Genomic DNA, 19,479 nt, shown 5'->3' with positions numbered 1-19,479 from the left:
TTCTGTCTCACTTAAAGTAGCAGTGCTTCAATGTTAAACACTTAAAGCGGTTGGCGCCTTACTACCTTTTATATTGAATGCCGCAATACCTAGTACTATTACGCCACCTATTGCACCTGTGATCAGTCCAGGATAAATCAGCAGCAATGCGCCTAATGCTAATATTAAGCGCGTAACGAGATTCATATCACTTTTAAAATAACCCTCTAACGCGGCGCTGAGTCCAATCACACCAATGACCGATGTCACAACAGCAATAATAATATCGATAACCGGCGGCAATGGAAATTCTTTCGCCGTGACCGCAAGATCTGTTGGGTCAATCATCAACATCGCAGGATTATAAATAAACATAAAGGGGACGATAAAACCTGCTAACGCTAACTTTAATGACAAATACCCTGTTTTCATCGGATCACCGCCAGAGATACCAGCACCAGCAAAAGCTGCCAGACAGACGGGCGGGGTAATATTTGCAAACACACCAAAATAGAAAACAAACATGTGCGCCGATAAAATAGGAATATCAAATCCTGCTAGAGCAGGCGCTGCCATGGTTGCGGTAATGATATAAGCAGGGATAGAAGGCAATCCCATACCCAAGACCATAGACGCCAGCATGGTCAAAATCAAAGTAAGCAATAAAGACCCTGCACCCAAAGTAACAATTGAAGAGGTCATTACTGTACCAAAGCTGGTCAAACTAACGACCCCAATGATGATACCTACAACCGCACAAGCTGCCATCACTGCTAATGATTGGCGTGCGCCATCTTCTAGAGCGCCTAAAATATCTTTAAAGCCCATGCGGGTTTCTTTGCGTAGCATACTGATGACAACCGTAAAGCCAATGGTATAAGCCGCAGCGTACCCTACAGGAACATTTTGTATTAATAAATAAATCAAGAATACAATCGGCAACAACATATGACCGCGTGCTTTTAATACTTCTTTTACTTGCGGCAAACTCTCTTTTGCCATGCCTTTTAAGTCTCGGCGACCGGCACGAAAATGTACCTGTGCGATAACGCCTAGATAATAGAGAATAGCAGGTAATAACGCAGCCAAAGCAATAGTGCTATACGGTAGACCTGTCGTCTCCGCCATAATAAAAGCACTGGCACCCATAATAGGTGGCAATATTTGACCACCGACCGACGCACTCGCCTCTACGGCTCCTGCAAAGTCTTTATGATAACCAACCTTTTTCATCAATGGGATGGTAAACGCGCCCGTACTGACCACATTCGATAAGGCTGAACCATTGATACTACCCATAAAGCCGCTTGATATAACAGCAACTTTAGCAGGTCCACCTTTTTTATCGCCTGCCAGCGCCAATGCCAAATCATTAAACAGCTGACCCATTCCAGAACGTGCTAAAAATGCCCCAAATAGAATGAATAGGAAAATAAAAGTAACTGATGCACCAATTGCAACTGAATATAAGCCTTCTGTCTTTAAGAATAATTGACCAAAAATATCGCCCAAATCATAAGGGCGCGTGAGCAGCCTATCCGGCATAAAGTCCAAATGACTGATAAAGGGATATAGCAAAAATATAGAGGCTAATATAGGCAAGATCCAGCCAGTAATACGCCGACTGCCTTCAAGGACGCAGATAACCGTAATGATAGAAAAGATCACATCGACCGAATTTGCCATACCGCCGCGACTGGTGACAATATCTTGATACTCATAAATGAGATACGTCATCCCAGATAAGGAAAAGATAAACCAAATCCAGTCATACCATGCCACTTTCTTACGGCTGCTTTTTTTACTGGCAGGGAAAATCAAAAAAATCAAAGCGAAGCCAACGCCCACATGCACAGAGCGCTGTAGTAACGATGGCATTGGATTAAAGGTAATGTATAAATGAAAAATGGAGTAGAAAATACAGATCGCAGCGATAATATACTTCACTGGACCTTGGGTGATATGACGCGTAATAGATTCTCGATCGTATTTTTCTAATATTGCCTGTGTGACACTAGGATCAACGTCATCGTAATTCTCAGTATCTTCAGGCGCATTTGGCTGATTTGCCAACTTAGCATCATCACTGACATGAGGCTTATCGCTACTGTGATCCATCACTTGGGAGTTCATGACAAAAATCCTTATTGAATCTATCGATTGGACTATATGCTTTGGGCATGATAGTTACTTCTGAATAATCTGGTACCAGTTGATGAATAAGAATGCGCTGACCGGCATAATTAATCTCACCTTTTGTCAGTCTTGATACAACCCAGTTGAGATGGGGAAACCTTTGGTTGATTTGATACCCGACATAGCCCTCTTTTTGTATAGGAGCGACATTTTCAGTAGACGGCGTACCAGCACCAAACGCTTGAAAGTAGGTATTGGTTAATAGTAAGCCCTCTTCTTCACGAAGATACTGCTCCTCCCACCACTGCTTTTCTACCGAGTGAATCCAGCGCAATTGAAAATTGGGCTCAACAAAATAGCAGACTAGGCTGGCACTATTGTTATTGTTACCAGCAACGCCCGCTACTCGTAATTCAATGACTGTTTGGCGGCTAAAAATCGCCCATAGTATAAATAAAACCAGCGCAGCAATAGATGCTACGCCAGCAAACCACCATACTTGTTTATTTAGCTGCTTTCTCATCATAGTATTTTTTGGCACCAGGATGAATAGGAGCAACCATACCGACTTGAGCCGTCTCTAAACTGATATCATTCGCCGCTTGGTGAGCATTCTTTAGACCATCCAAGTTTTCAAATAATGCTTTGGTCAGCTTATAGCCATCTTCTTCAGAGATATCAGAGCGTACCAATAAAGCATTCATGACGGCTGTGGTTGGAATAGCAGCAGCATTACCATAGGTACCAGCAGGAATCTCAAAAGTCTTAAAGTAAGGCTTGGTCTCAATAATTTTTTTGAGCTTATCTTGATTGATGGTCACCAACTGCAACTTAATGCCCTGCTCTAGCTCTAAAAGCGAAGAGTTTGGTAAGCCACTACTAAAAAATGCCGCTTCAATTTTGCCAGCTTTCATCGCATCTGCAGCATCTGCAAAGCCTAAATAATCTACCTTGACATCATCATAGGTAATACCAAAACCTTCTAACAGTGTGCGAGCATTAACCTCTGTACCCGAGCCTTGATCGCCAACCGCAATACGTTTGCCTTTTAAATCTTCAATGTTTTTGATGCCAGATTTCTCTGAAGCAACCAGCTGAATGACGTTCGGATACAGAACAGCAATTTGCTGAATATTGGCGATAGGTGCCTTAAAGTCATTTTTGCCTTCGACTGCATCAGTGACAACATCACTAAGTGCCAGTACCATATCTACTTTACCTTGGGTCAATAGGTTGACGTTTTCTACTGACGCCCCTGTCGTTTGGGTCTTAGCATTAACGCCAAAAGTCTTGGCATAAATCTCTGCTAAAGACGTTCCAATAATATTGTAAGGACCGGAGGCGCCCCCTGTAGCAATGGTGACAAATTTGGTTTCAAGCTTGTCATTTGCTGTGGCAGCGGTATCTGTAGTGGTTTCAGCAGTAGCACTGTCAGTAGCTGCGCTATCAGTAGCCGCTTTGTCTGAACAGGCAACCATTGTCATACTGGCTGCAATCATTGCCGCAAGTAAAGGCAGTTTATAAATGGACTTCATTATTTTCTTCCTTGATAAAATAAAGCAAATGGACTTAAAAAAGTATGACTCAGATATGATGGTACTATCCATATCTGTCACACTAGCAACGTGCTACTTTGAATGGCTTTTTACTCACTCTGTTGTCATGAGAGCGCCATAAAAAAACAGTCTATCTAATTAAAACATGAGAGACTTTATATTGCTATATTGTTTTTCTCACTAACCCTTATCCTGACTATAAATCGAGATTTATTGAAAGTTAAGCGCTATTATTCACTAAATACCGCTTTCTTGTTTCGCTAAGCGATACTAAGTTTCATATTGTAAGTTATTTAAACAAACTTTAACCGCCTTGTAAACCTTTAAGTCCATAAAGATGAACTACTCCTAGAATATTTATCATCATTTTTTCTACGACATAATTTGGTATAAAAAACGATTGTTAATAGATATTTTGATGGCACGTTTATATTTCCTTTGTCATCAATATTGAGTTCTAGTAAGATGACTTTTTATTTGTGCTGATGTATATCATGCAAATATCACAAGGTATAGACAGTAAAAAGCAGTTTATAAGTTTTGGTACATCTGCTCAGCACGATATAAAACTTTAAGAATATCCCCTCATAATACTGATCAACCTGAAAGGAAATTTGATGAAAAAATTATTCGCATCAACAGCATTACTAGCAACATTGGCACTAGCGGGCTGTGCCTCAACAGGTGGCAATACCAATGCAGGAACAGCAATGGGTACTGCAAACGAGATCGGTATGAGCGTTTTTAAAGCAGCTATCGACAATCAATGTCGCAGTCAGATCGAACAGCAAAACGCGTGGCGTATTGCCAGTGTCGCTATGACTGAAGCGCAAGAAGAAGCGGTAAAAGGTAGAGTTTGTGGTTGCGTTAGTGAGCAAGCACCGCAACAAGTCAGCATCGTTGAATTGGGTAATGCAGCCATAGACCCACAATATCGTGTGCAATTAGTGGCTAGAGTCGTTGCAAAATCATTGCAGAGCTGTTATTCCAGTATCGTTAAATAAATAGTTTATTAATAATATCAGTCATTATAAATAATTAGGCTGGGTTGGCGATTGCTTAACCCAGCCTATTCGTATAGATTATAAACGATAGATCGCGATCCATCATTAACCGCAGAACGCCCTGTTGATATCAATGAACACGCTTTTCAGTGTGAATGGTATTTTACCCATACTTTAAAAACACGTGACGACAGTACTCTCTTTACCAAAGGCTTGGTCACACAAACCAAGACCAGTCATTTAGTTGAAGGCGCATAATCTATTCCTCTTACTAAAAAATCTGCGTTAGCTTCCAAAGATAAAGCTATTGCTACAAAAAAGTAAGCATCAATAGTAACTGTTTCAAGTTGACACTAAAAAATGAAGTAAGAAAAAGGGCGCGTCATTTAAATATAACGCACCCTTTTTCTTACCGATTGCTTTTATTTTTTCTAAACTTACAATAGTTCAAACAAGCCTATAGCTTACTTGTTGTATAAGGCTGAGACATTAGAGACGCTGTAGGATGCAATGTCTTGTTCTGGCGAAAATATTTTGACCGACGCTCAAGTATCTTACTCACCTCTTTAGTCAAATCATGAATAATATCATCATAAACCCCATGATATAGCTCGGTCTCAAACGCAGTAAATGGATGCTTACGTGATGCGGAACTTACTTCTGTCACGCCGTCCTTGGTATAAAAAACATCCACTCGACCATCACTATTGAGTACACAATTTAATAATCCGCCTTCTAGCGCCATCTCTACACGCTCAGGCATAAAAATATAATCGTCTAAGTTGATGAGCTTTTTTTCTACTTCTCGTTTAAAAAATGATTTGATATCAAACATGAATATATCTTTAACCTTATAATTATAATTTACGTTAGCACACCTAACTTTAGCTATCGCTCAGCGTTTATCCAGCGACTTAAATTTATCTAGCAACTTGAAAGCTAGTAATCTAAAAGAGTGTGCTTAACTGACCAATCTTATAAGATAAAGTGGTGTTTTTTAAGATGGGATATGTAAAACTGCGTTTGAGGTTGGTTAAGACATATGATTTATCTCACTTATACCCAGTCCTTTTCACGAAATAACTTTAGTACTTTGATAAATGATGCCATCTCATCAGGCGTGCCAAGTGTCAAGCGGTTGAAGCCTGTAACAGGTGGGAACTCGCGACCAACCTTGATGCCATGGTCTCGCATTCTGTCGATATATGTTTTTAAATCACCTTTTATTTCATGAAAAATAAAGTTGGTCTGTGAGGGTAAATAACGCAGTCCCAGATCGTCTAAGACTGTTTCAATCATCTGACGCGACTGATTGGTATTGCGTAAGCTTAGCGCTAAAAACTCTGCATCATTTAACGTCGCAATAGCAGCAACCGCACCTGACAAGTTGGTGTTATCCATAGACATAAACGCCTCGACAGTCTCAATAGCTTGCGGGTTAGAAATCGCGTAGCCCACTCGCATACCAGCTAAGGCACATAACTTTGAAAAAGTATGAATGACAATAAGCTTGTCTGATAACTCTTGTTTTACCCATTCAATCCCACTCTCAAAACTTGGGTCTGACACGTACTCCAAGTACGCTTGATCTAATAAAAAGTAATGGTTGTCTGGCGCCTTACTTATCCAAGCTTTAAGCCTTGAAGTTGATGTGATGATTCCAGTTGGGTTGTTTGGATTGCAAATGTAAAGTAGGCTAATGCCATCAAACTCATCAGCTGCTTTTTGTAGTTCGTCAAAATTATAATCATAGTTTTCAGCGGTTAACGGTATCTTGACGACGGGCACGCCAATGGCATTTGCATACATCTCTGCACAATCAAAAGTGGGAACAGGAATCACCATTTGAAACTGCCTGCCCTCTTTTAGAGCTTTATATTGCAGCATTTGTAAGGTAGCTCGAATATTTTCAGTCGAGCCATTGCCTAATGAGATTTGGTTTTCTGCCACGCCATGGATGGTGGCAATTTTGCTAATGAGTGCCGCACGTGGATTATCTGGATAACGGAAGCCTGCACCTAAAGAGTCTGTAATGGCTTGTTTGGCAGAAGCTGACATGCCTAGTGAGTTTTCATTCGCATTTAATTCTAAGCATTTATTATTTTGCATGATGGATTATGTGCCTCAACGTCCGTTGTTATAAGTTCATATTGCTCATTGATATCATATTAATTGGCATTTAGTATAAACACAAGTTTTGTCATTACCAATTATTGGTTATTAATAACCTCAGGCAAAAGCGAGATTATTTTGCTCATAAGAAGTCCATAAAAAAGGTGAGCTGCACCGTTGGCAACTCACCTTTTTATTACTATTTTGAAATTAGTAGCTTTACTCTTTACAGTAAATGCGCCTTTAATTCGAGCACCTTATCACGCGTTTTTGCTGCATCTTCAAACTTCAAATCACGTGACATCTGCTTCATAAGTTTCTCAAGACGATTGATTTCTTTAGCCAATAAATCAGGACTACGTAAGATACTAATATCAACATCAGGCAGATTGCTCTTAATTGGAATCATCTGATTATCGTTGGCATCATGGTCATCACCTGTATCGATTTTATCCGTGATACTACGGCGTGCGCCTGTTGGTGTGATGTTATGTTCAAGGTTAAATGCCACTTGTTTTTCGCGGCGACGATCGGTCTCATCAATCGCTTTTTGCATACTGTTAGTAATACGGTCGGCATAGAGAATGGCTTTACCATTAATATGACGCGCCGCCCGACCAATGGTCTGAATCAGAGCACGTTCAGAGCGCAAAAAGCCCTCTTTGTCCGCATCGAATATCGCGACCAATGACACCTCAGGCATATCAAGCCCTTCACGTAGCAAGTTAATACCGACCAGCACATCATGCACGCCCGTACGCAGTTCATGAATGATCTGCATACGCTCAAGGGTGTCGATATCCGAGTGTAAATAAGCGACTTTGACATCGTATTCTTTGAGATAGCTGGTCAAATCCTCTGACATACGCTTGGTCAAGGTTGTGATTAACACGCGCTCGTCTTTTTCTCGGCGCTTGGTAATCTCAGACAGCACATCATCGACTTGCGTCAATACCGGACGAATCTCAATCTCAGGGTCAATCAAACCGGTCGGACGGACGACTTGCTCAACCACTTGCTCGCTGTGCTCAAGCTCGTATAGTGCAGGCGTGGCGCTCACATAAATAGTCTTAGGCTTGATACGCTCCCACTCTTCAAACTTCATAGGGCGGTTGTTCATGGCACTTGGTAGTCGAAAGCCATAATTGACGAGATTCTCTTTACGTGATCTATCACCTTTATACATTGCACCAATCTGCGACACAGTCACGTGCGACTCATCAAGAAATAACAACGCATCTTCTGGAATATAATCAAACAGCGTCGGTGGTGCTTCCCCTGACGGACGACCAGAGAGATGCTGTGAGTAGTTTTCGATACCGTTACAGTAGCCGAGCTGTTGAATCATCTCAAGATCATACTGGGTACGCTCTTTAAGACGCTGTGCTTCAATCAGTTTATTGTTTTCGCGGAAATACTCTAAACGCGGCTCAAGCTCAGCGCGGATGGTATGACTAGCAGCCTCCAATTTATTGCGCGGCGTCACGTAATGTGATTTTGGATAAATAGTAATACGTGGCACGGTACGCACGGTCTTCCCTGTTAAAGGATCAAACCAAGTAATTTTCTCCACTTCATTATCAAACAAGTGCACACGCACCGCTAGCTGCTCAGACTCAGCAGGATAAATATCTAATAGCTCACCGCGCAAACGATAGGTACCACGCCCAAAGTCCAGCTCATTACGTTCATATTGCATCTCAACCAACCGCTTAATCGTTGCAGTACGGTCTATTTTGTCACCGACGACGACATGCAGCAGCATTTTAAGATAACTTTCTGGATCGCCCAAACCATAGATACAGGATACTGAGGCGACAATAATCGCATCACGGCGCTCTAAGAGTGCTCGCGTCGCTGACAGACGCATCTGGTCAATATGATCATTAATGGCGCTGTCTTTTTCGATAAAGGTATCGCTAGCTGCGACATAGGCTTCAGGCTGATAGTAGTCATAATAACTGACGAAGTACTCCACCGCGTTATTAGGAAAAAAAGACTTAAATTCACCATACAGCTGAGCGGCAAGGGTCTTGTTGTGCGCCATGATAATAGTTGGACGTTGAGTCTCAGAGATGACCTTTGCCATGGTATAGGTCTTACCAGAACCCGTCACACCCAGTAATAGCTGCTCATCCATGCCAGCATTAATCCCATTAACCAGTTTCTTTATCGCTTGCGGCTGATCACCTGCTGGCTCAAATTCGGTGACCATCTCAAAGGCGCGACTTGATATTTGCGTACCAGACGCATTGACACCACTAATTTCAGCTTCGCCTTGCAGCTGAGTGGCCAATTGATTTAACTGACGCGACGAGCGCGGTTCAGGCATTCGCATAATGGTTGTCTTCCTGGTATTTATAAAAGGTTATAAGAGGTTAGGTTTATAACAATATGGGGTTAAACCTTTATTTTTAAAGGTCATTTATTGGCCTAGACACCTACACATGGATGCACAAACACTCAATAAAAAGCATAGAAACTCAGGTATAGTTCAATGACCATTAATCAAGGAACGAGTTATGAAAGGTCACTGTCTGTGCGGTAACGTCACCATAGAATTAGAAGATATCAATACCTTTGAGGCGTGCCATTGTACGATGTGTCGTCGTTGGGGCAGCGGACCATTAATGGCGATACATAGCCACTTAAAACCTGATATTAAAGGTGAGGAGTCAATGACTATTTACCCCTCTTCAGCATGGGCGGAGCGTGCGTTTTGCCATAAATGCGGCACCAATCTCTATTATCATCAGCTTAGCTCTGAGACTTATGTCCTGTCACTAGGACTGTTTCAAGAGAATCCAAACCTTACTTTTGAGAGCCAGATTTTCATTGATAGAAAACCCGATTATTATGAATTTGCCAATGACACAGTCAACTTAACTCAGCAACAGCTGTTTGATAAATTCGCAGAGAAAGGCATTAGACCAAAGGACTAAATATTTATAAGGCTTAAAATGCGTATGACTATTCTTAACTTAACGTCAATTAAATCAAATTTTAATACGATTGAATATGCTGGCGTGTGCACGGATTGTTATCAAAGCGTCTATTTTAGCGGTTAAATTTACAAAGGTTTTCATGATTAACAAACTCATTACACGACCCTTGTATAAAGCCTAAATGTTGGGGTTCCATCTGTTATTTAAGCTGTTATTATCGATAATGAATTTATAAGCAGTCAGCAACACCTTAATAAATAAAAATTTAAAGAGCTGTTGATAATTAGAAACTTAGATTTATTAAAATAGAATAATGGAGCAGAATATGAGAGAACGTTACGCAAGTGGAATAGATGACGCAACTGCAAAAAAAATGATCGATTTGTTGAATGCTAACCTAGCAAATCTCATTGATTTGAGTATGGATAGCAAGCAATGTCATTGGAATCTTCAAGGTACTGGTTTCATTGGTGTACATCAGTTATTGGATGACACTTATGGACGCTTAACAGAAGCTTATGATACAGTCGCTGAGCGCATTGTTATCCTTGGCGGCAAAGCCAATGGTATCTCTAAACGTGTCGTTGAGGACTCTATCTTAGAGACTTACCCGACTGATATCACTGACGTTGACCAGCATGTTCGTGAGCTGACCAATCGCTATAAGACCATTGCTGCGTCTTTGCGTGAAGGGATTGATGCCGCTGGCGATGCTGGTGATGAAGATACCGCTGACTTATTGACTGAAGTGAGTCGTACTGTTGATAAAGATGCTTGGTTTATCGGTGCAAATGCCCCGAAAAAAGACACGTCTAAAAAATAAGCACGTTTCAACATAAGATTAACTTATTTGCTAAATAGAAAAAGGTCACCTCTATGGTGACCTTTTTTATGTTTGACGATTTTGACTAGAATCATTAAACATCAATACCGATGAATCGTATATTACTGGTATTAATTTTTCTTGCTTGCTGTGGCTACGCAGACAGAGGCTGCAAAACATTTATACCAGCACTAGCATAGATCTTTTAGGAACTTTAACTATATTTCTAACGGACACTTTAAAAAATACCTTTCACAATTTGCTTCATCTGCGGTAACAGCTCACTTAATTGGTTTTCAGTCTCTGAGGTATCTTGCGGTAAAGATTGCTTTAGAAAAGCGGCAGTAATTTGTGGCTGTTTTGCTAAGATATTTTGACCGACAGCAGTGTCGTAAAATTTGATTTGGGCATCCACTTCCGCTTGCGTATAGTAAGTTTTTGCTGCGCTGATATAAGCTTGCGTTAAGGTTTGAATATCTGCCGTATTGCCTATCCCATTGGTCATAATTTTGGCATATTGCCCTAACACGCTTTGGATCTGATTTTGTAGCTCACGTTGACGTTTATTCAACGGTTCATCAGTCACCTGTTGATTCTGAGTTTGCGTATTGATTGCATTGATAGCCGCTTGCTTGCCATCGACGATAGATTGGATTTGCTCATCAATATGCATGACTTGCATCAGTTTAATAATAGAGATATCGGTAGGTAACGGGCGGTTGACACTCTGTGGATCATCGATCTTACGGACGTTATAGGGTGCTGATGTGACCGTTTTTGATTGTTGAATTTGATTGGTATCACTGTGTACGATTAATTCTGCATTGGCTTGTACAGTAGTAGCTGACATCAAAGTCACTACTACTAATGCCAGCAACGGTGACACTATCTGTGTATGGCGATTAGGATGTTTTGTTAACGGTTTTAAAGGACTTTTCATATTATGTTCTCATTCTTATTATAGATTATAAATGTTCATTATCAGGTAAGCGTAAGATTTCAGCATTAGGGACAGATAAAGTTAAGATAGCTTCTTGAAACAATGACTGACTGCGAAACTGATTTTCTATACTTTCAAATTTGTGCGCAATCTCATGTTCATGTTGATTTCCAGCAATATCGACCGCCGCGACCATAAATATTTTTTTGGGACCTACCCACTCCAAATGCAAGTAAGAAACACTATCAATATCTGGATGCTTGATAAGCTCTGATAAAATATAATCGTGCATTTTTTCTGAGACTCTATAGCCAACCAAAAAATCACGATTACGACTGATTAAAAAGACTGCCACTACGGCCAGCAATATACCGACAATGATAGACCCAAGCGCATCCCAAAATGGTTCGCCAGTATAGGCGTGCATTGCCATAGCAGCTGCTGCCACAACCAAACCTACTACTGCCGCCAAATCTTCAAAGAACACACCGCGCAAGGTGGGATTAGAGGTGTCCATCACATAGCCGATGGCACTGACATTAATCGCTTCGCCATGTTTTTTACTTTGCAAATACGCTTGTGTTAAAGAAAATCCTTCAAGCACAAAGGCGACTGCCAAGATAATAAAACCGATGGTATAGTTGGTTTCAGTTTCAGCTGCATTCCACTCGGTAATGCCAGTATAAATAGACACTACTGAACCTGCCATAAAGACGCCAAACGCGGCAATCATTGACCATACATACGACTCTTTACCGTAGCCGAGTGGATGGCTCTTGTCAGCAGGTTTGACCGACTTTTTCTCTGCAACGATTAACAGTGTACCATTGCCCGCGTCTGCCCAAGAATGCGCTGATTCCGCTATCATGGAAGCGGAACCTGTCATAAACGCTGCTACTGTTTTAGCAATCGCAATAATAAGATTGGCACCAACTGCAATCAAAACCGTTATTAATGAGCTCGATTTTTTGTCATCATGGCTTGGCACAGATTTAGAGTGGTCAGAATGGGTGTTATCTGAAGCATTAAAAGGATTTCGAGCGCGAGAGCGACCAATGCCGTGCGTATTAGCGCGCGGCGTTGGCGCATCTTTTGGATTGGATTCTAGCGGCTTTAAACTCATCTAGGTCTCAATAAATGGATGGTTTAAGGTATAAAACCAGACTAGTTATATATATACACTAGCTGATCTATTAATTACTTTAGATTCCATTTACTGTAGTCAAAAAACCTGTTCTTATCAGTAATGTTTTGGTGAGAGTATGTTTATTGTCTGCATTAATGAGCAGATTATGCGCTTGCTACTTTATTAGTCAATTTACTGATGTCACAGCTGATACGTTGCGAGCCTTCCATACGCAGCTTTCTGCGCTCTAAGCCTGCGTCAAATCGGCACTGTTGCAAGGCATCTTTAATCTCAAGCTCAGGGATTAGCGTGGGCTTACGATTTTCATCAATCGCCACCATGGTAAAGTAGCAGCTGTTGGTATGGCGAACGGTACGTGCACGTACATCTTCTGCCTCTACTCGAATGCCGACTTCCATTGAAGTCTTACCAACGTAATTGACACTAGCCGCAAACGTTACCAACTCTCCAACATGAATAGGCTCACGGAACATCACCTGATCGACTGACAGTGTCACTACATAACTACCGCTATAGCGACTGGCACAGGCATAAGCGACTTGGTCCAGCATCTTGAGCAAATCCCCACCATGGACGTTACCAATAAAATTGGCCATATCTGGCGTCATAAGCACTGACATATACAGCTCATGGTTTAATGGGACTGTTTTGGCGGTAGAGCTGGTGTTATATTGCGTCATAATGTTCCTTAACGGGGGTAGAATCTATTTAAAGTGCTATTTATACAGTAGCAATTCCGACAGCGCAAATATAGTCGATTTAACTTAACTACTAGATTAGCTTAACCAATGAAAACGATAGGCAAGCCAAGCCACGATAGCACTCACTGAACCTGTTAAAATACCACCCCAAGCAAAATCAACCAAAGCGGTGTCCAGAGTAAAACCTTTATATAAGGCTAAGCTAGTAAAATCATAAGTACCGTAAGCCATCAGTCCTATCAAAGCGCCCAATAAGAAGATATGGTGAATCGGCGCATTTGATCTGATTTGTGGGTATAAAATAATAATACACAGCGCCAATAGGTAAAACAGATAAAACACCCCAGCAGCAGCCATATTTGGCTGTTCGGCAAGTAAGTGTCCGATACGCTTTTCATAAAACAGACCGGTCATGGTCTTCAGCCAAACCGCATCAATGCCCAAAAATATGACAAGAGAAGCAAGATAGATATAAATATAACCCATAGTAAGATCCTTTTATAATAGGGACTAAAATGCAGCCTATGAATGCCATGCATCAATGTTGTTTGGCTTAACGGCGGTGACTTGCACGACTCCAATCGTACGTTCCAAAAACCCCCCTTCGCAGTAGCAGAAATAAAACTCCCATAAGCGAATAAACGCTTCATCATAACCGAGTGCTTTTATCTCCTCACGTTGTGCCATAAACGCAGTACGCCAATCCCGTAACGTGTACGCATAATCAAAACCATAATCATGCAATTGCTTGATGACCATATCGGTCTGCTCAGTAAACTGCGTCGTCAATTCTTGATTGGACAATAAGCAACCACCGGGGAAAATGTGCGTCTGAATAAAATCGACCGACTTTATATAGTCTTGATAGTTTTGATCATTAAAGGTAATCGCTTGCAGCACCATCAAACCCGTTGGCTTCAGCAGGCTATTACATTTAGCAAAAAACGTCGGTAAATACTCATGTCCAACCGCTTCAATCATCTCAATACTGACCAACTTATCATACTGCCCTGTCAGCTCACGATAGTCTTGCTTTAGTAAAGTTATTTTATCTGATAATCCAGCCGCCTTGACACGGCGCTGCGCCTCTTCATATTGCGCATCCGAGATAGTGGTCGTCGTTATATGACAACCATAATGCGTTGCTGCATAAATAGCAAAACCGCCCCAACCAGTCCCAATTTCTATCACAGTATCTTCGGGTTTCAGTTGTAAACGCTCACAAATCAAAGCGAGTTTATGCTGCTGCGCCTCAGCCAATGTCGTATCTACATTTTTATAGACTGCTGATGAGTACATCATCGTATCGTCTAAAAAACGCTGATACATGTCATTACCCAAGTCGTAATGCGCTAAAATATTGGACTTTGAGCCAGACTTGTCATTGCTTCGTAACTTATGATTTGCCCGCTCAAATGTTTTACTAATACCCGCAAAACGGTTTTCTAATTGATTCAGCACTGCCAAATTACGCGCTGCTAATCGAATCAAACCCGTTAAATCATCCGTATCCCATTCGCCATTGATATAGCTGTCCGCTAGTGCAATAGAACCACCAAATAATAGCTGACGATAGACGCTGCTATCATGAATGGTCAGCGTCACATCCAATGCATGACGACCAATAGCTGAGCTACTTATGTTGCTAGAAGAGGCTTTGCCAAAATGATGCGGCTTAGACTCCTGTCCAACAAAATCCTCAATGATAGTAATACTACCAAATTGAATGTGCTTCAAAGCTCGGAATATGGCTTTTCGCGCCAGATAATTCACGCTATTACTAACTGGCTGCAAAATAGCACTGTCATTAACCGTTTGATTGATGTGAGCAGTGATTTTTCCTAATTTTGGTACGGGTGCCTTGCTTGCTAGTCTTGCTGACATCATTTATCCATCCTTGTATAATTATTCGATAGTAAAAGCTCTACGTTAAATTCTTGAATCTTTGAACCTGTGGCATAACAGTTAATGCTCACGCTTATTATTGCCATTGTGCTGCTGGCTATCGGCTAATGTTTCATCGTAATTAATATAAGGTACTTTTTTAATGGCATAGAGTTTAAAAGCCTGCCCATAAATACGTATTAAAGAAGTCACATTCATCAGTGGGTTTTTGCGCAAACTTTCAGAAATCGTCGACGCTGTCATTGGCACACCTGACATTTTTATACCCGTTTTTAATACCTCACCGCGCTTATCGCTGATATTGATAGCGATACGAATATCCAAACATTGGTCAGACTGCTCTTTTATCTCACTTTTCACTTCATTTATGACAGTATTTTTTATTGCCTTTTTAATCGTTACTTGCCATTGGTACTGCTGGTCAATGGGATTAAAAGGTGAGACATGAAAGTCTTTATCGTGACAAAACTCAGTGTTTGCGCCATCTAATAAAAACCCATAGTAATGGCGTTTATCCCATGGCGTATTTGATACTTCTGCCAATAGATGGCTAGGATTTTGTGCTTTATCAAAACCCAAATAGAAATTCACTGGGCTAAAATAAATACCTGCATTACGGCAAACGATCATGCCAATCATATCACCTGTTGGTGCACTACCCGTCCGTTCTGTAAATGCCTGAATTAAACGTTGCTCAAGTGCTTTAACGTCTGTTAAATATCTTCCTTTATCATCAGCATCCTTACTTTTACATATGCTATCTTTATCTTGGGTAATTAAACCTTGTAAATAATCCTCAGGATAAAACTGCTGCAATGCTTTTTTTGTTCCAGAGAATAGTAATAGTTTATTCCATGGCAGTTTTTTTAGGATTTTACTATCAATAAGTTGTCTAATATCTACTTCTGGCAATGTTTGCCCTGCTGCTAATGCGGTAATATTGACACCCCAATAACGATAAGGATAAGCGAATTTATGCACACTCGGTAGCAACCGGCTGTGCCAAGTTGTGCCATGAAATATTTGGTGTGGCAAACTCGCATGACCATCATTTGATGATTGATTTAACATCATGTCAGACTGAGGCTTCGATTTAGCCATAGTGCTCTCTCTAATTGATTCTGCTATATATTTTTAGCTTTACGAGCAGCAAAAAAACCCAGTTTTTTCTTTTTAAACGCTTTAGCCGCTGGCTCTAACGTTGCTATATATTGCACCAATTCCTGATTGGTCGTAGCAGTGACTACCTGACGTTTTTTGAGTTTACGTGATTGTTTGTCTGCTTTTACCGGTAAGTCTTTATAGCGGAACGGCGTATGGGCGCTTTCAGCATCAGGTAAATGGCTTGGGTCAACGCTATCCTTAATATCGATGTTGCATCCCAATGCCTGACAGACACGTAGCGCGCTTCTTACGCCATCCTCATGGAAGCCGTTGAACCAATAAGCACCGCAAAAATGGGTGTGTGAATCGCTACTACCAGAGATATTTGACCACTGTGCTTGCGCGGCAATCATTTCATTGTTAAATACTGGATGGCTATAGTCGATACGCTTGATGACTTGGCTCTCATCCACCTCATGATTGAGAGTCACTAAGTAATTATGCTTTTTAGTCAAGCGCTGCAAAATATTCATATGATAGGTCAATACGGGCTTTGTAGCAGTTTGCAGCGATGCTTTATCTTTTTTAATAGCATTTTTATCATCGATTAAATAGTTCCAGCTTGCCCACGCCAGTGGTTTTTTGGGTAAGACTGAAGTATCGGTATGTAAAACAGCAGTGTTATCGGTAAAGGTAAAATGACTCAGTACTTCTTGCTCGGTAAGATTGGCATCTTGTAATATTTTGAGCGCTGTATCTGCATGACAGGCAAAGATGACTTCATCAAACACAAGACCTTGCGTCTTATTATCTGTTGTATCTGTAACGTTCAATATCACCTTATTATCTTCTCGAATCACTGATTGAACAGGACTGTTCACGCGAACGCTACCACCTGCCTTCACAAAACGTCTGATCAGTTTATTTACATACTGCTTAGAACCGCCTTTTATCGTAAACCACTGCGGACGATTGACCACATCAAGCAAACCATGATTATCAAAAAATTGAGCGAAAAACACCAAGGGGAAATCTTGTACGTCGCGCAGACTGGTCGACCAAATCGCAGATACCATGGGCAATAGATAATTATCGGTGAATAAATCACCATACTTTTTAGTATCTAGATACTCGCCTAGCGTTTGCTTGGTAAAAACAGCAATATCCTGCCCCTGCTCACGCGCCTTATCATAATCTTGGCGCAGCTGACGCACCTGTTTATTAAACTGCAAAATATCATTAATAAATCCCCAAAACTTCGGATTCAGAAGATTCTTGCGCTGTGATAACAAGGTATTGAGCGTATGACCGTTATATTCGAAGTTGCGTGCAGTATTTTTGACTGAGAAACTCATATCTGTTGCTTGAAATGGTACTTGCAGCTCATGAAGTAAGCGAAAGAAGTTAGGATAAGTACGCTCATTAAAGACAATAAAGCCGGTATCTATGGCACTTTTTTCAACCTTATTAGGCTTGGACTTTTTACCATCTTGTAACGTCACATCAATGGTATTTACGTGTCCACCGATATAATCACTGGCTTCAAATACGGTGACGTCAAATTGCGTTGCCAAGTAATGAGCACAAGTTAAACCTGATACCCCTGAGCCAATAATAGCGATATTTTTTCTGACTTGTGCATCCTTCTTATCCTCTGAATGACGGCTTGTATCCTTAATAACGGCTTCTACTTGATTAGATAGCTGCTTAGATTTACGGCGCAAAAACGGCATAAAATATTCCTAGTTATTTTCTTTATAGGTGTTCAGAAATAGTAAAACTGGCTATTTTTTATTGATTTTTGTACTGACCTGTTGCCAAACCATATCAGGTAATGTCCCTAATACTTTTAATGGCAACGTCAGTTTTTTGGGAAACTCAATAACGTCATTGCCACTTTTTATACCATCACGAATCGCTTGACTTGCCTGCTGTGTAGTCTGTAAAAACGGCATCGGAAAATCGTTTTGTTTGGTCATTGGCGTCTCTACAAAGCCGGGAACTACTAAGCTCACTGACACGCCTTGCGGTGCAAGGCTAATCTGTAAAGTTTTCATTAAATAGTGAATAGCTGCTTTTGAGCTGCCATAAGCCTCTGCACGAGCAAAAGGCACGTAAGCCGACGCCGAGCCAATACCAACTAAGCGTCCTTTTGAAGCAATCAGCTTTGGCAGTACTGCTTCAATGGCATGCGATAACGTACCCATATTCACCGACAGCACTTTCATAAACGCCGCACTATCAAAGTTTGGCATATCTAGATACTCACACATGCCAGCGCCACAAATCGCCAAATCAATCTCATTAATTTTATCAAAAGCAGCAATTACCTTATCTCGATCCATTAGATCTAAATCGATAGTTTCTGCTCCTAATGATTTAAGCTCAGACAAGGCTTCCTCATCGCGACCGACGGCATAGACATGCTGTCCCTCTCGCAGATAGTCTTTTGCCAGCTGATAACCAATCCCAGAGGTCGCACCCGTAATCACAATATGTTGTTTCTTAGCAGTGTCTGTCATCGCAAATATCCTTTTCGTCGTTTGCTATCTTATTCTTGGTTTGGCTTTGATAAATCTTTATCTTATAAGCCTTTAGCAGCTTTATAGCTATTAACAATGTAATTTCATTAGCATTATTTTATTAACCAATACAGTCTTTTATTTATCAAATCTAAATAATTATAGTATAAGCAAGTTGCTTTATTTGTTGTTACTTCGCAAACAGAGTGATATCGAAGATATGACGCAAATTGGCTCGACAACAACCTTTGCGCTAGCGTTAATATCTTTAATGTATAAAAACATGCAAAAAAAGCTTGACGTATTTTTTATCTTTGCTAGAATACGCCCCACTTAGCAAGAACTCGTTAGAGACTTTCTAAGCTCGCAGTAAGTCATTAAACACTTACCGCTTATTCTCCAATAGCTCAGTTGGTAGAGCAACGGACTGTTAATCCGTGTGTCCCTGGTTCGAGCCCAGGTTGGAGAGCCATATTTTAGTAGTAAATTTTTTGAGTCATATTTGATTCGATTATGGCATTTGCCAAGACCCTCATCACTTTGATGGGGGTTTTTTTATGGTCGATATTTTTGTAGCCGTCGTTTAAATGAATAGACCATAACGC

General features: G+C 40.9%; 17 protein-coding genes and 1 tRNA gene. 4 read left to right on the top strand and 14 right to left on the bottom strand.

Translation table 11 applies throughout. The annotated features are described in order from the left end of the window. Positions 1-33: 33 nt before the first annotated feature. Genes VLA57_RS11640 through VLA57_RS11630 form a run of 3 tightly spaced genes read right to left on the bottom strand, consistent with a single transcriptional unit; the run spans position 34 to position 3,650 of the window. The gene (locus tag VLA57_RS11640) at positions 34-2,112 is read right to left on the bottom strand and encodes a TRAP transporter permease (RefSeq protein ID WP_333954993.1); all 2,079 of its coding nucleotides are present in this window, start codon (positions 2,110-2,112) and stop codon (positions 34-36) included. Next, on the bottom strand, positions 2,084-2,638 hold the full coding sequence (locus VLA57_RS11635) for a DUF1850 domain-containing protein (protein ID WP_333954991.1): 555 nt from the start codon (positions 2,636-2,638) through the stop codon (positions 2,084-2,086). The genes VLA57_RS11640 and VLA57_RS11635 overlap by 29 nt, the downstream gene beginning before the upstream one ends. Further along, positions 2,619-3,650: a TAXI family TRAP transporter solute-binding subunit gene (locus tag VLA57_RS11630; RefSeq protein ID WP_133105176.1), complete on the bottom strand. Its 1,032-nt coding sequence runs from the start codon at positions 3,648-3,650 to the stop codon at positions 2,619-2,621. The genes VLA57_RS11635 and VLA57_RS11630 overlap by 20 nt, the downstream gene beginning before the upstream one ends. A gap of 638 nt (positions 3,651-4,288) precedes the next feature. Between VLA57_RS11630 and VLA57_RS11625 the strand changes: the two genes are divergently transcribed. Further along, positions 4,289-4,675, top strand: a complete 387-nt coding sequence (locus tag VLA57_RS11625) for a hypothetical protein (protein WP_133105177.1) — start codon at positions 4,289-4,291, stop codon at positions 4,673-4,675. A gap of 457 nt (positions 4,676-5,132) precedes the next feature. Here VLA57_RS11625 and VLA57_RS11620 read toward each other — a convergent pair whose 3' ends face one another. From VLA57_RS11620 to uvrB, 3 genes are all read right to left on the bottom strand, one after another. Next, positions 5,133-5,510 carry a hypothetical protein gene (locus VLA57_RS11620; protein WP_020443040.1) on the bottom strand — a complete coding sequence of 126 codons (378 nt, stop codon included), beginning with the start codon at positions 5,508-5,510 and terminating at the stop codon, positions 5,133-5,135. A gap of 221 nt (positions 5,511-5,731) precedes the next feature. Further along, positions 5,732-6,784, bottom strand: a complete 1,053-nt coding sequence (locus VLA57_RS11615) for a pyridoxal phosphate-dependent aminotransferase (protein WP_133105178.1) — start codon at positions 6,782-6,784, stop codon at positions 5,732-5,734. A 229-nt stretch (positions 6,785-7,013) separates the two neighbouring features. Then, positions 7,014-9,125 carry an excinuclease ABC subunit UvrB gene (gene uvrB, locus VLA57_RS11610; protein WP_133105179.1) on the bottom strand — a complete coding sequence of 704 codons (2,112 nt, stop codon included), beginning with the start codon at positions 9,123-9,125 and terminating at the stop codon, positions 7,014-7,016. 184 nt (positions 9,126-9,309) lie between these two features. Between uvrB and VLA57_RS11605 the strand changes: the two genes are divergently transcribed. After that, the gene (locus VLA57_RS11605) at positions 9,310-9,729 is read left to right on the top strand and encodes a GFA family protein (protein ID WP_133105180.1); all 420 of its coding nucleotides are present in this window, start codon (positions 9,310-9,312) and stop codon (positions 9,727-9,729) included. A gap of 328 nt (positions 9,730-10,057) precedes the next feature. Beyond that, on the top strand, positions 10,058-10,555 hold the full coding sequence (gene dps, locus VLA57_RS11600) for a DNA starvation/stationary phase protection protein Dps (RefSeq protein ID WP_133105181.1): 498 nt from the start codon (positions 10,058-10,060) through the stop codon (positions 10,553-10,555). 238 nt (positions 10,556-10,793) lie between these two features. Here the strand turns inward: dps and VLA57_RS11595 are convergent, their stop codons facing one another. The 8 genes from VLA57_RS11595 to VLA57_RS11560 all read right to left on the bottom strand — a co-directional run bounded on the left by VLA57_RS11595 (position 10,794) and on the right by VLA57_RS11560 (position 18,874). Further along, complete coding sequence (locus tag VLA57_RS11595) at positions 10,794-11,495, bottom strand: DUF2059 domain-containing protein (protein ID WP_133105182.1); 702 nt, start codon at positions 11,493-11,495, stop codon at positions 10,794-10,796. A 25-nt stretch (positions 11,496-11,520) separates the two neighbouring features. Next, positions 11,521-12,618, bottom strand: a complete 1,098-nt coding sequence (locus tag VLA57_RS11590; protein ID WP_133105183.1) for a cation diffusion facilitator family transporter — start codon at positions 12,616-12,618, stop codon at positions 11,521-11,523. Between the two features lie 167 nt (positions 12,619-12,785). After that, on the bottom strand, positions 12,786-13,322 hold the full coding sequence (locus tag VLA57_RS11585) for an acyl-CoA thioesterase (protein WP_011513082.1): 537 nt from the start codon (positions 13,320-13,322) through the stop codon (positions 12,786-12,788). 96 nt (positions 13,323-13,418) lie between these two features. Continuing rightward, complete coding sequence (locus VLA57_RS11580) at positions 13,419-13,829, bottom strand: DUF2177 family protein (protein ID WP_133105184.1); 411 nt, start codon at positions 13,827-13,829, stop codon at positions 13,419-13,421. Between the two features lie 36 nt (positions 13,830-13,865). Continuing rightward, a complete protein-coding gene (locus tag VLA57_RS11575) occupies positions 13,866-15,230 on the bottom strand; it encodes a class I SAM-dependent methyltransferase (RefSeq protein ID WP_133105185.1) in 1,365 nt (454 codons plus the stop codon). A gap of 78 nt (positions 15,231-15,308) precedes the next feature. After that, positions 15,309-16,349 carry a DUF1365 domain-containing protein gene (locus VLA57_RS11570; RefSeq protein WP_133105186.1) on the bottom strand — a complete coding sequence of 347 codons (1,041 nt, stop codon included), beginning with the start codon at positions 16,347-16,349 and terminating at the stop codon, positions 15,309-15,311. 23 nt (positions 16,350-16,372) lie between these two features. Next, the gene (locus VLA57_RS11565) at positions 16,373-18,085 is read right to left on the bottom strand and encodes an NAD(P)/FAD-dependent oxidoreductase (RefSeq protein ID WP_133105187.1); all 1,713 of its coding nucleotides are present in this window, start codon (positions 18,083-18,085) and stop codon (positions 16,373-16,375) included. 51 nt (positions 18,086-18,136) lie between these two features. Then, positions 18,137-18,874 carry an SDR family NAD(P)-dependent oxidoreductase gene (locus tag VLA57_RS11560; RefSeq protein ID WP_133105188.1) on the bottom strand — a complete coding sequence of 246 codons (738 nt, stop codon included), beginning with the start codon at positions 18,872-18,874 and terminating at the stop codon, positions 18,137-18,139. Positions 18,875-19,270: 396 nt separating this feature from the next. On the opposite strand from VLA57_RS11560, the gene VLA57_RS11555 reads away from it, so the two are divergent. Next, a tRNA-Asn gene (locus tag VLA57_RS11555) sits at positions 19,271-19,346 on the top strand. Positions 19,347-19,479: the final 133 nt, after the last annotated feature.

The organism is Psychrobacter sp. S4(2024), from assembly GCF_036861305.1.
In the GTDB taxonomy this organism is placed as follows: Bacteria; Pseudomonadota; Gammaproteobacteria; order Pseudomonadales; family Moraxellaceae; genus Psychrobacter; species Psychrobacter cryohalolentis.
This window is presented reverse-complemented; position numbering and strand designations above follow the sequence as displayed.

Excerpts from the sequence above, each read along its gene's own strand:
- VLA57_RS11640 (WP_333954993.1), bottom strand. The coding sequence starts at position 2,112 with ATGAACTCCCAAGTGATGGATCACAGTAGCGATAAGCCTCATGTCAGT.
- VLA57_RS11635 (WP_333954991.1), bottom strand. The coding sequence starts at position 2,638 with ATGAGAAAGCAGCTAAATAAACAAGTATGGTGGTTTGCTGGCGTAGCA.
- VLA57_RS11630 (WP_133105176.1), bottom strand. The coding sequence starts at position 3,650 with ATGAAGTCCATTTATAAACTGCCTTTACTTGCGGCAATGATTGCAGCC.
- VLA57_RS11625 (WP_133105177.1), top strand. The coding sequence starts at position 4,289 with ATGAAAAAATTATTCGCATCAACAGCATTACTAGCAACATTGGCACTA.
- VLA57_RS11620 (WP_020443040.1), bottom strand. The coding sequence starts at position 5,510 with ATGTTTGATATCAAATCATTTTTTAAACGAGAAGTAGAAAAAAAGCTC.
- VLA57_RS11615 (WP_133105178.1), bottom strand. The coding sequence starts at position 6,784 with ATGCAAAATAATAAATGCTTAGAATTAAATGCGAATGAAAACTCACTA.
- uvrB (WP_133105179.1), bottom strand. The coding sequence starts at position 9,125 with ATGCGAATGCCTGAACCGCGCTCGTCGCGTCAGTTAAATCAATTGGCC.
- VLA57_RS11605 (WP_133105180.1), top strand. The coding sequence starts at position 9,310 with ATGAAAGGTCACTGTCTGTGCGGTAACGTCACCATAGAATTAGAAGAT.
- dps (WP_133105181.1), top strand. The coding sequence starts at position 10,058 with ATGAGAGAACGTTACGCAAGTGGAATAGATGACGCAACTGCAAAAAAA.
- VLA57_RS11595 (WP_133105182.1), bottom strand. The coding sequence starts at position 11,495 with ATGAAAAGTCCTTTAAAACCGTTAACAAAACATCCTAATCGCCATACA.
- VLA57_RS11590 (WP_133105183.1), bottom strand. The coding sequence starts at position 12,618 with ATGAGTTTAAAGCCGCTAGAATCCAATCCAAAAGATGCGCCAACGCCG.
- VLA57_RS11585 (WP_011513082.1), bottom strand. The coding sequence starts at position 13,322 with ATGACGCAATATAACACCAGCTCTACCGCCAAAACAGTCCCATTAAAC.
- VLA57_RS11580 (WP_133105184.1), bottom strand. The coding sequence starts at position 13,829 with ATGGGTTATATTTATATCTATCTTGCTTCTCTTGTCATATTTTTGGGC.
- VLA57_RS11575 (WP_133105185.1), bottom strand. The coding sequence starts at position 15,230 with ATGATGTCAGCAAGACTAGCAAGCAAGGCACCCGTACCAAAATTAGGA.
- VLA57_RS11570 (WP_133105186.1), bottom strand. The coding sequence starts at position 16,349 with ATGGCTAAATCGAAGCCTCAGTCTGACATGATGTTAAATCAATCATCA.
- VLA57_RS11565 (WP_133105187.1), bottom strand. The coding sequence starts at position 18,085 with ATGCCGTTTTTGCGCCGTAAATCTAAGCAGCTATCTAATCAAGTAGAA.
- VLA57_RS11560 (WP_133105188.1), bottom strand. The coding sequence starts at position 18,874 with ATGACAGACACTGCTAAGAAACAACATATTGTGATTACGGGTGCGACC.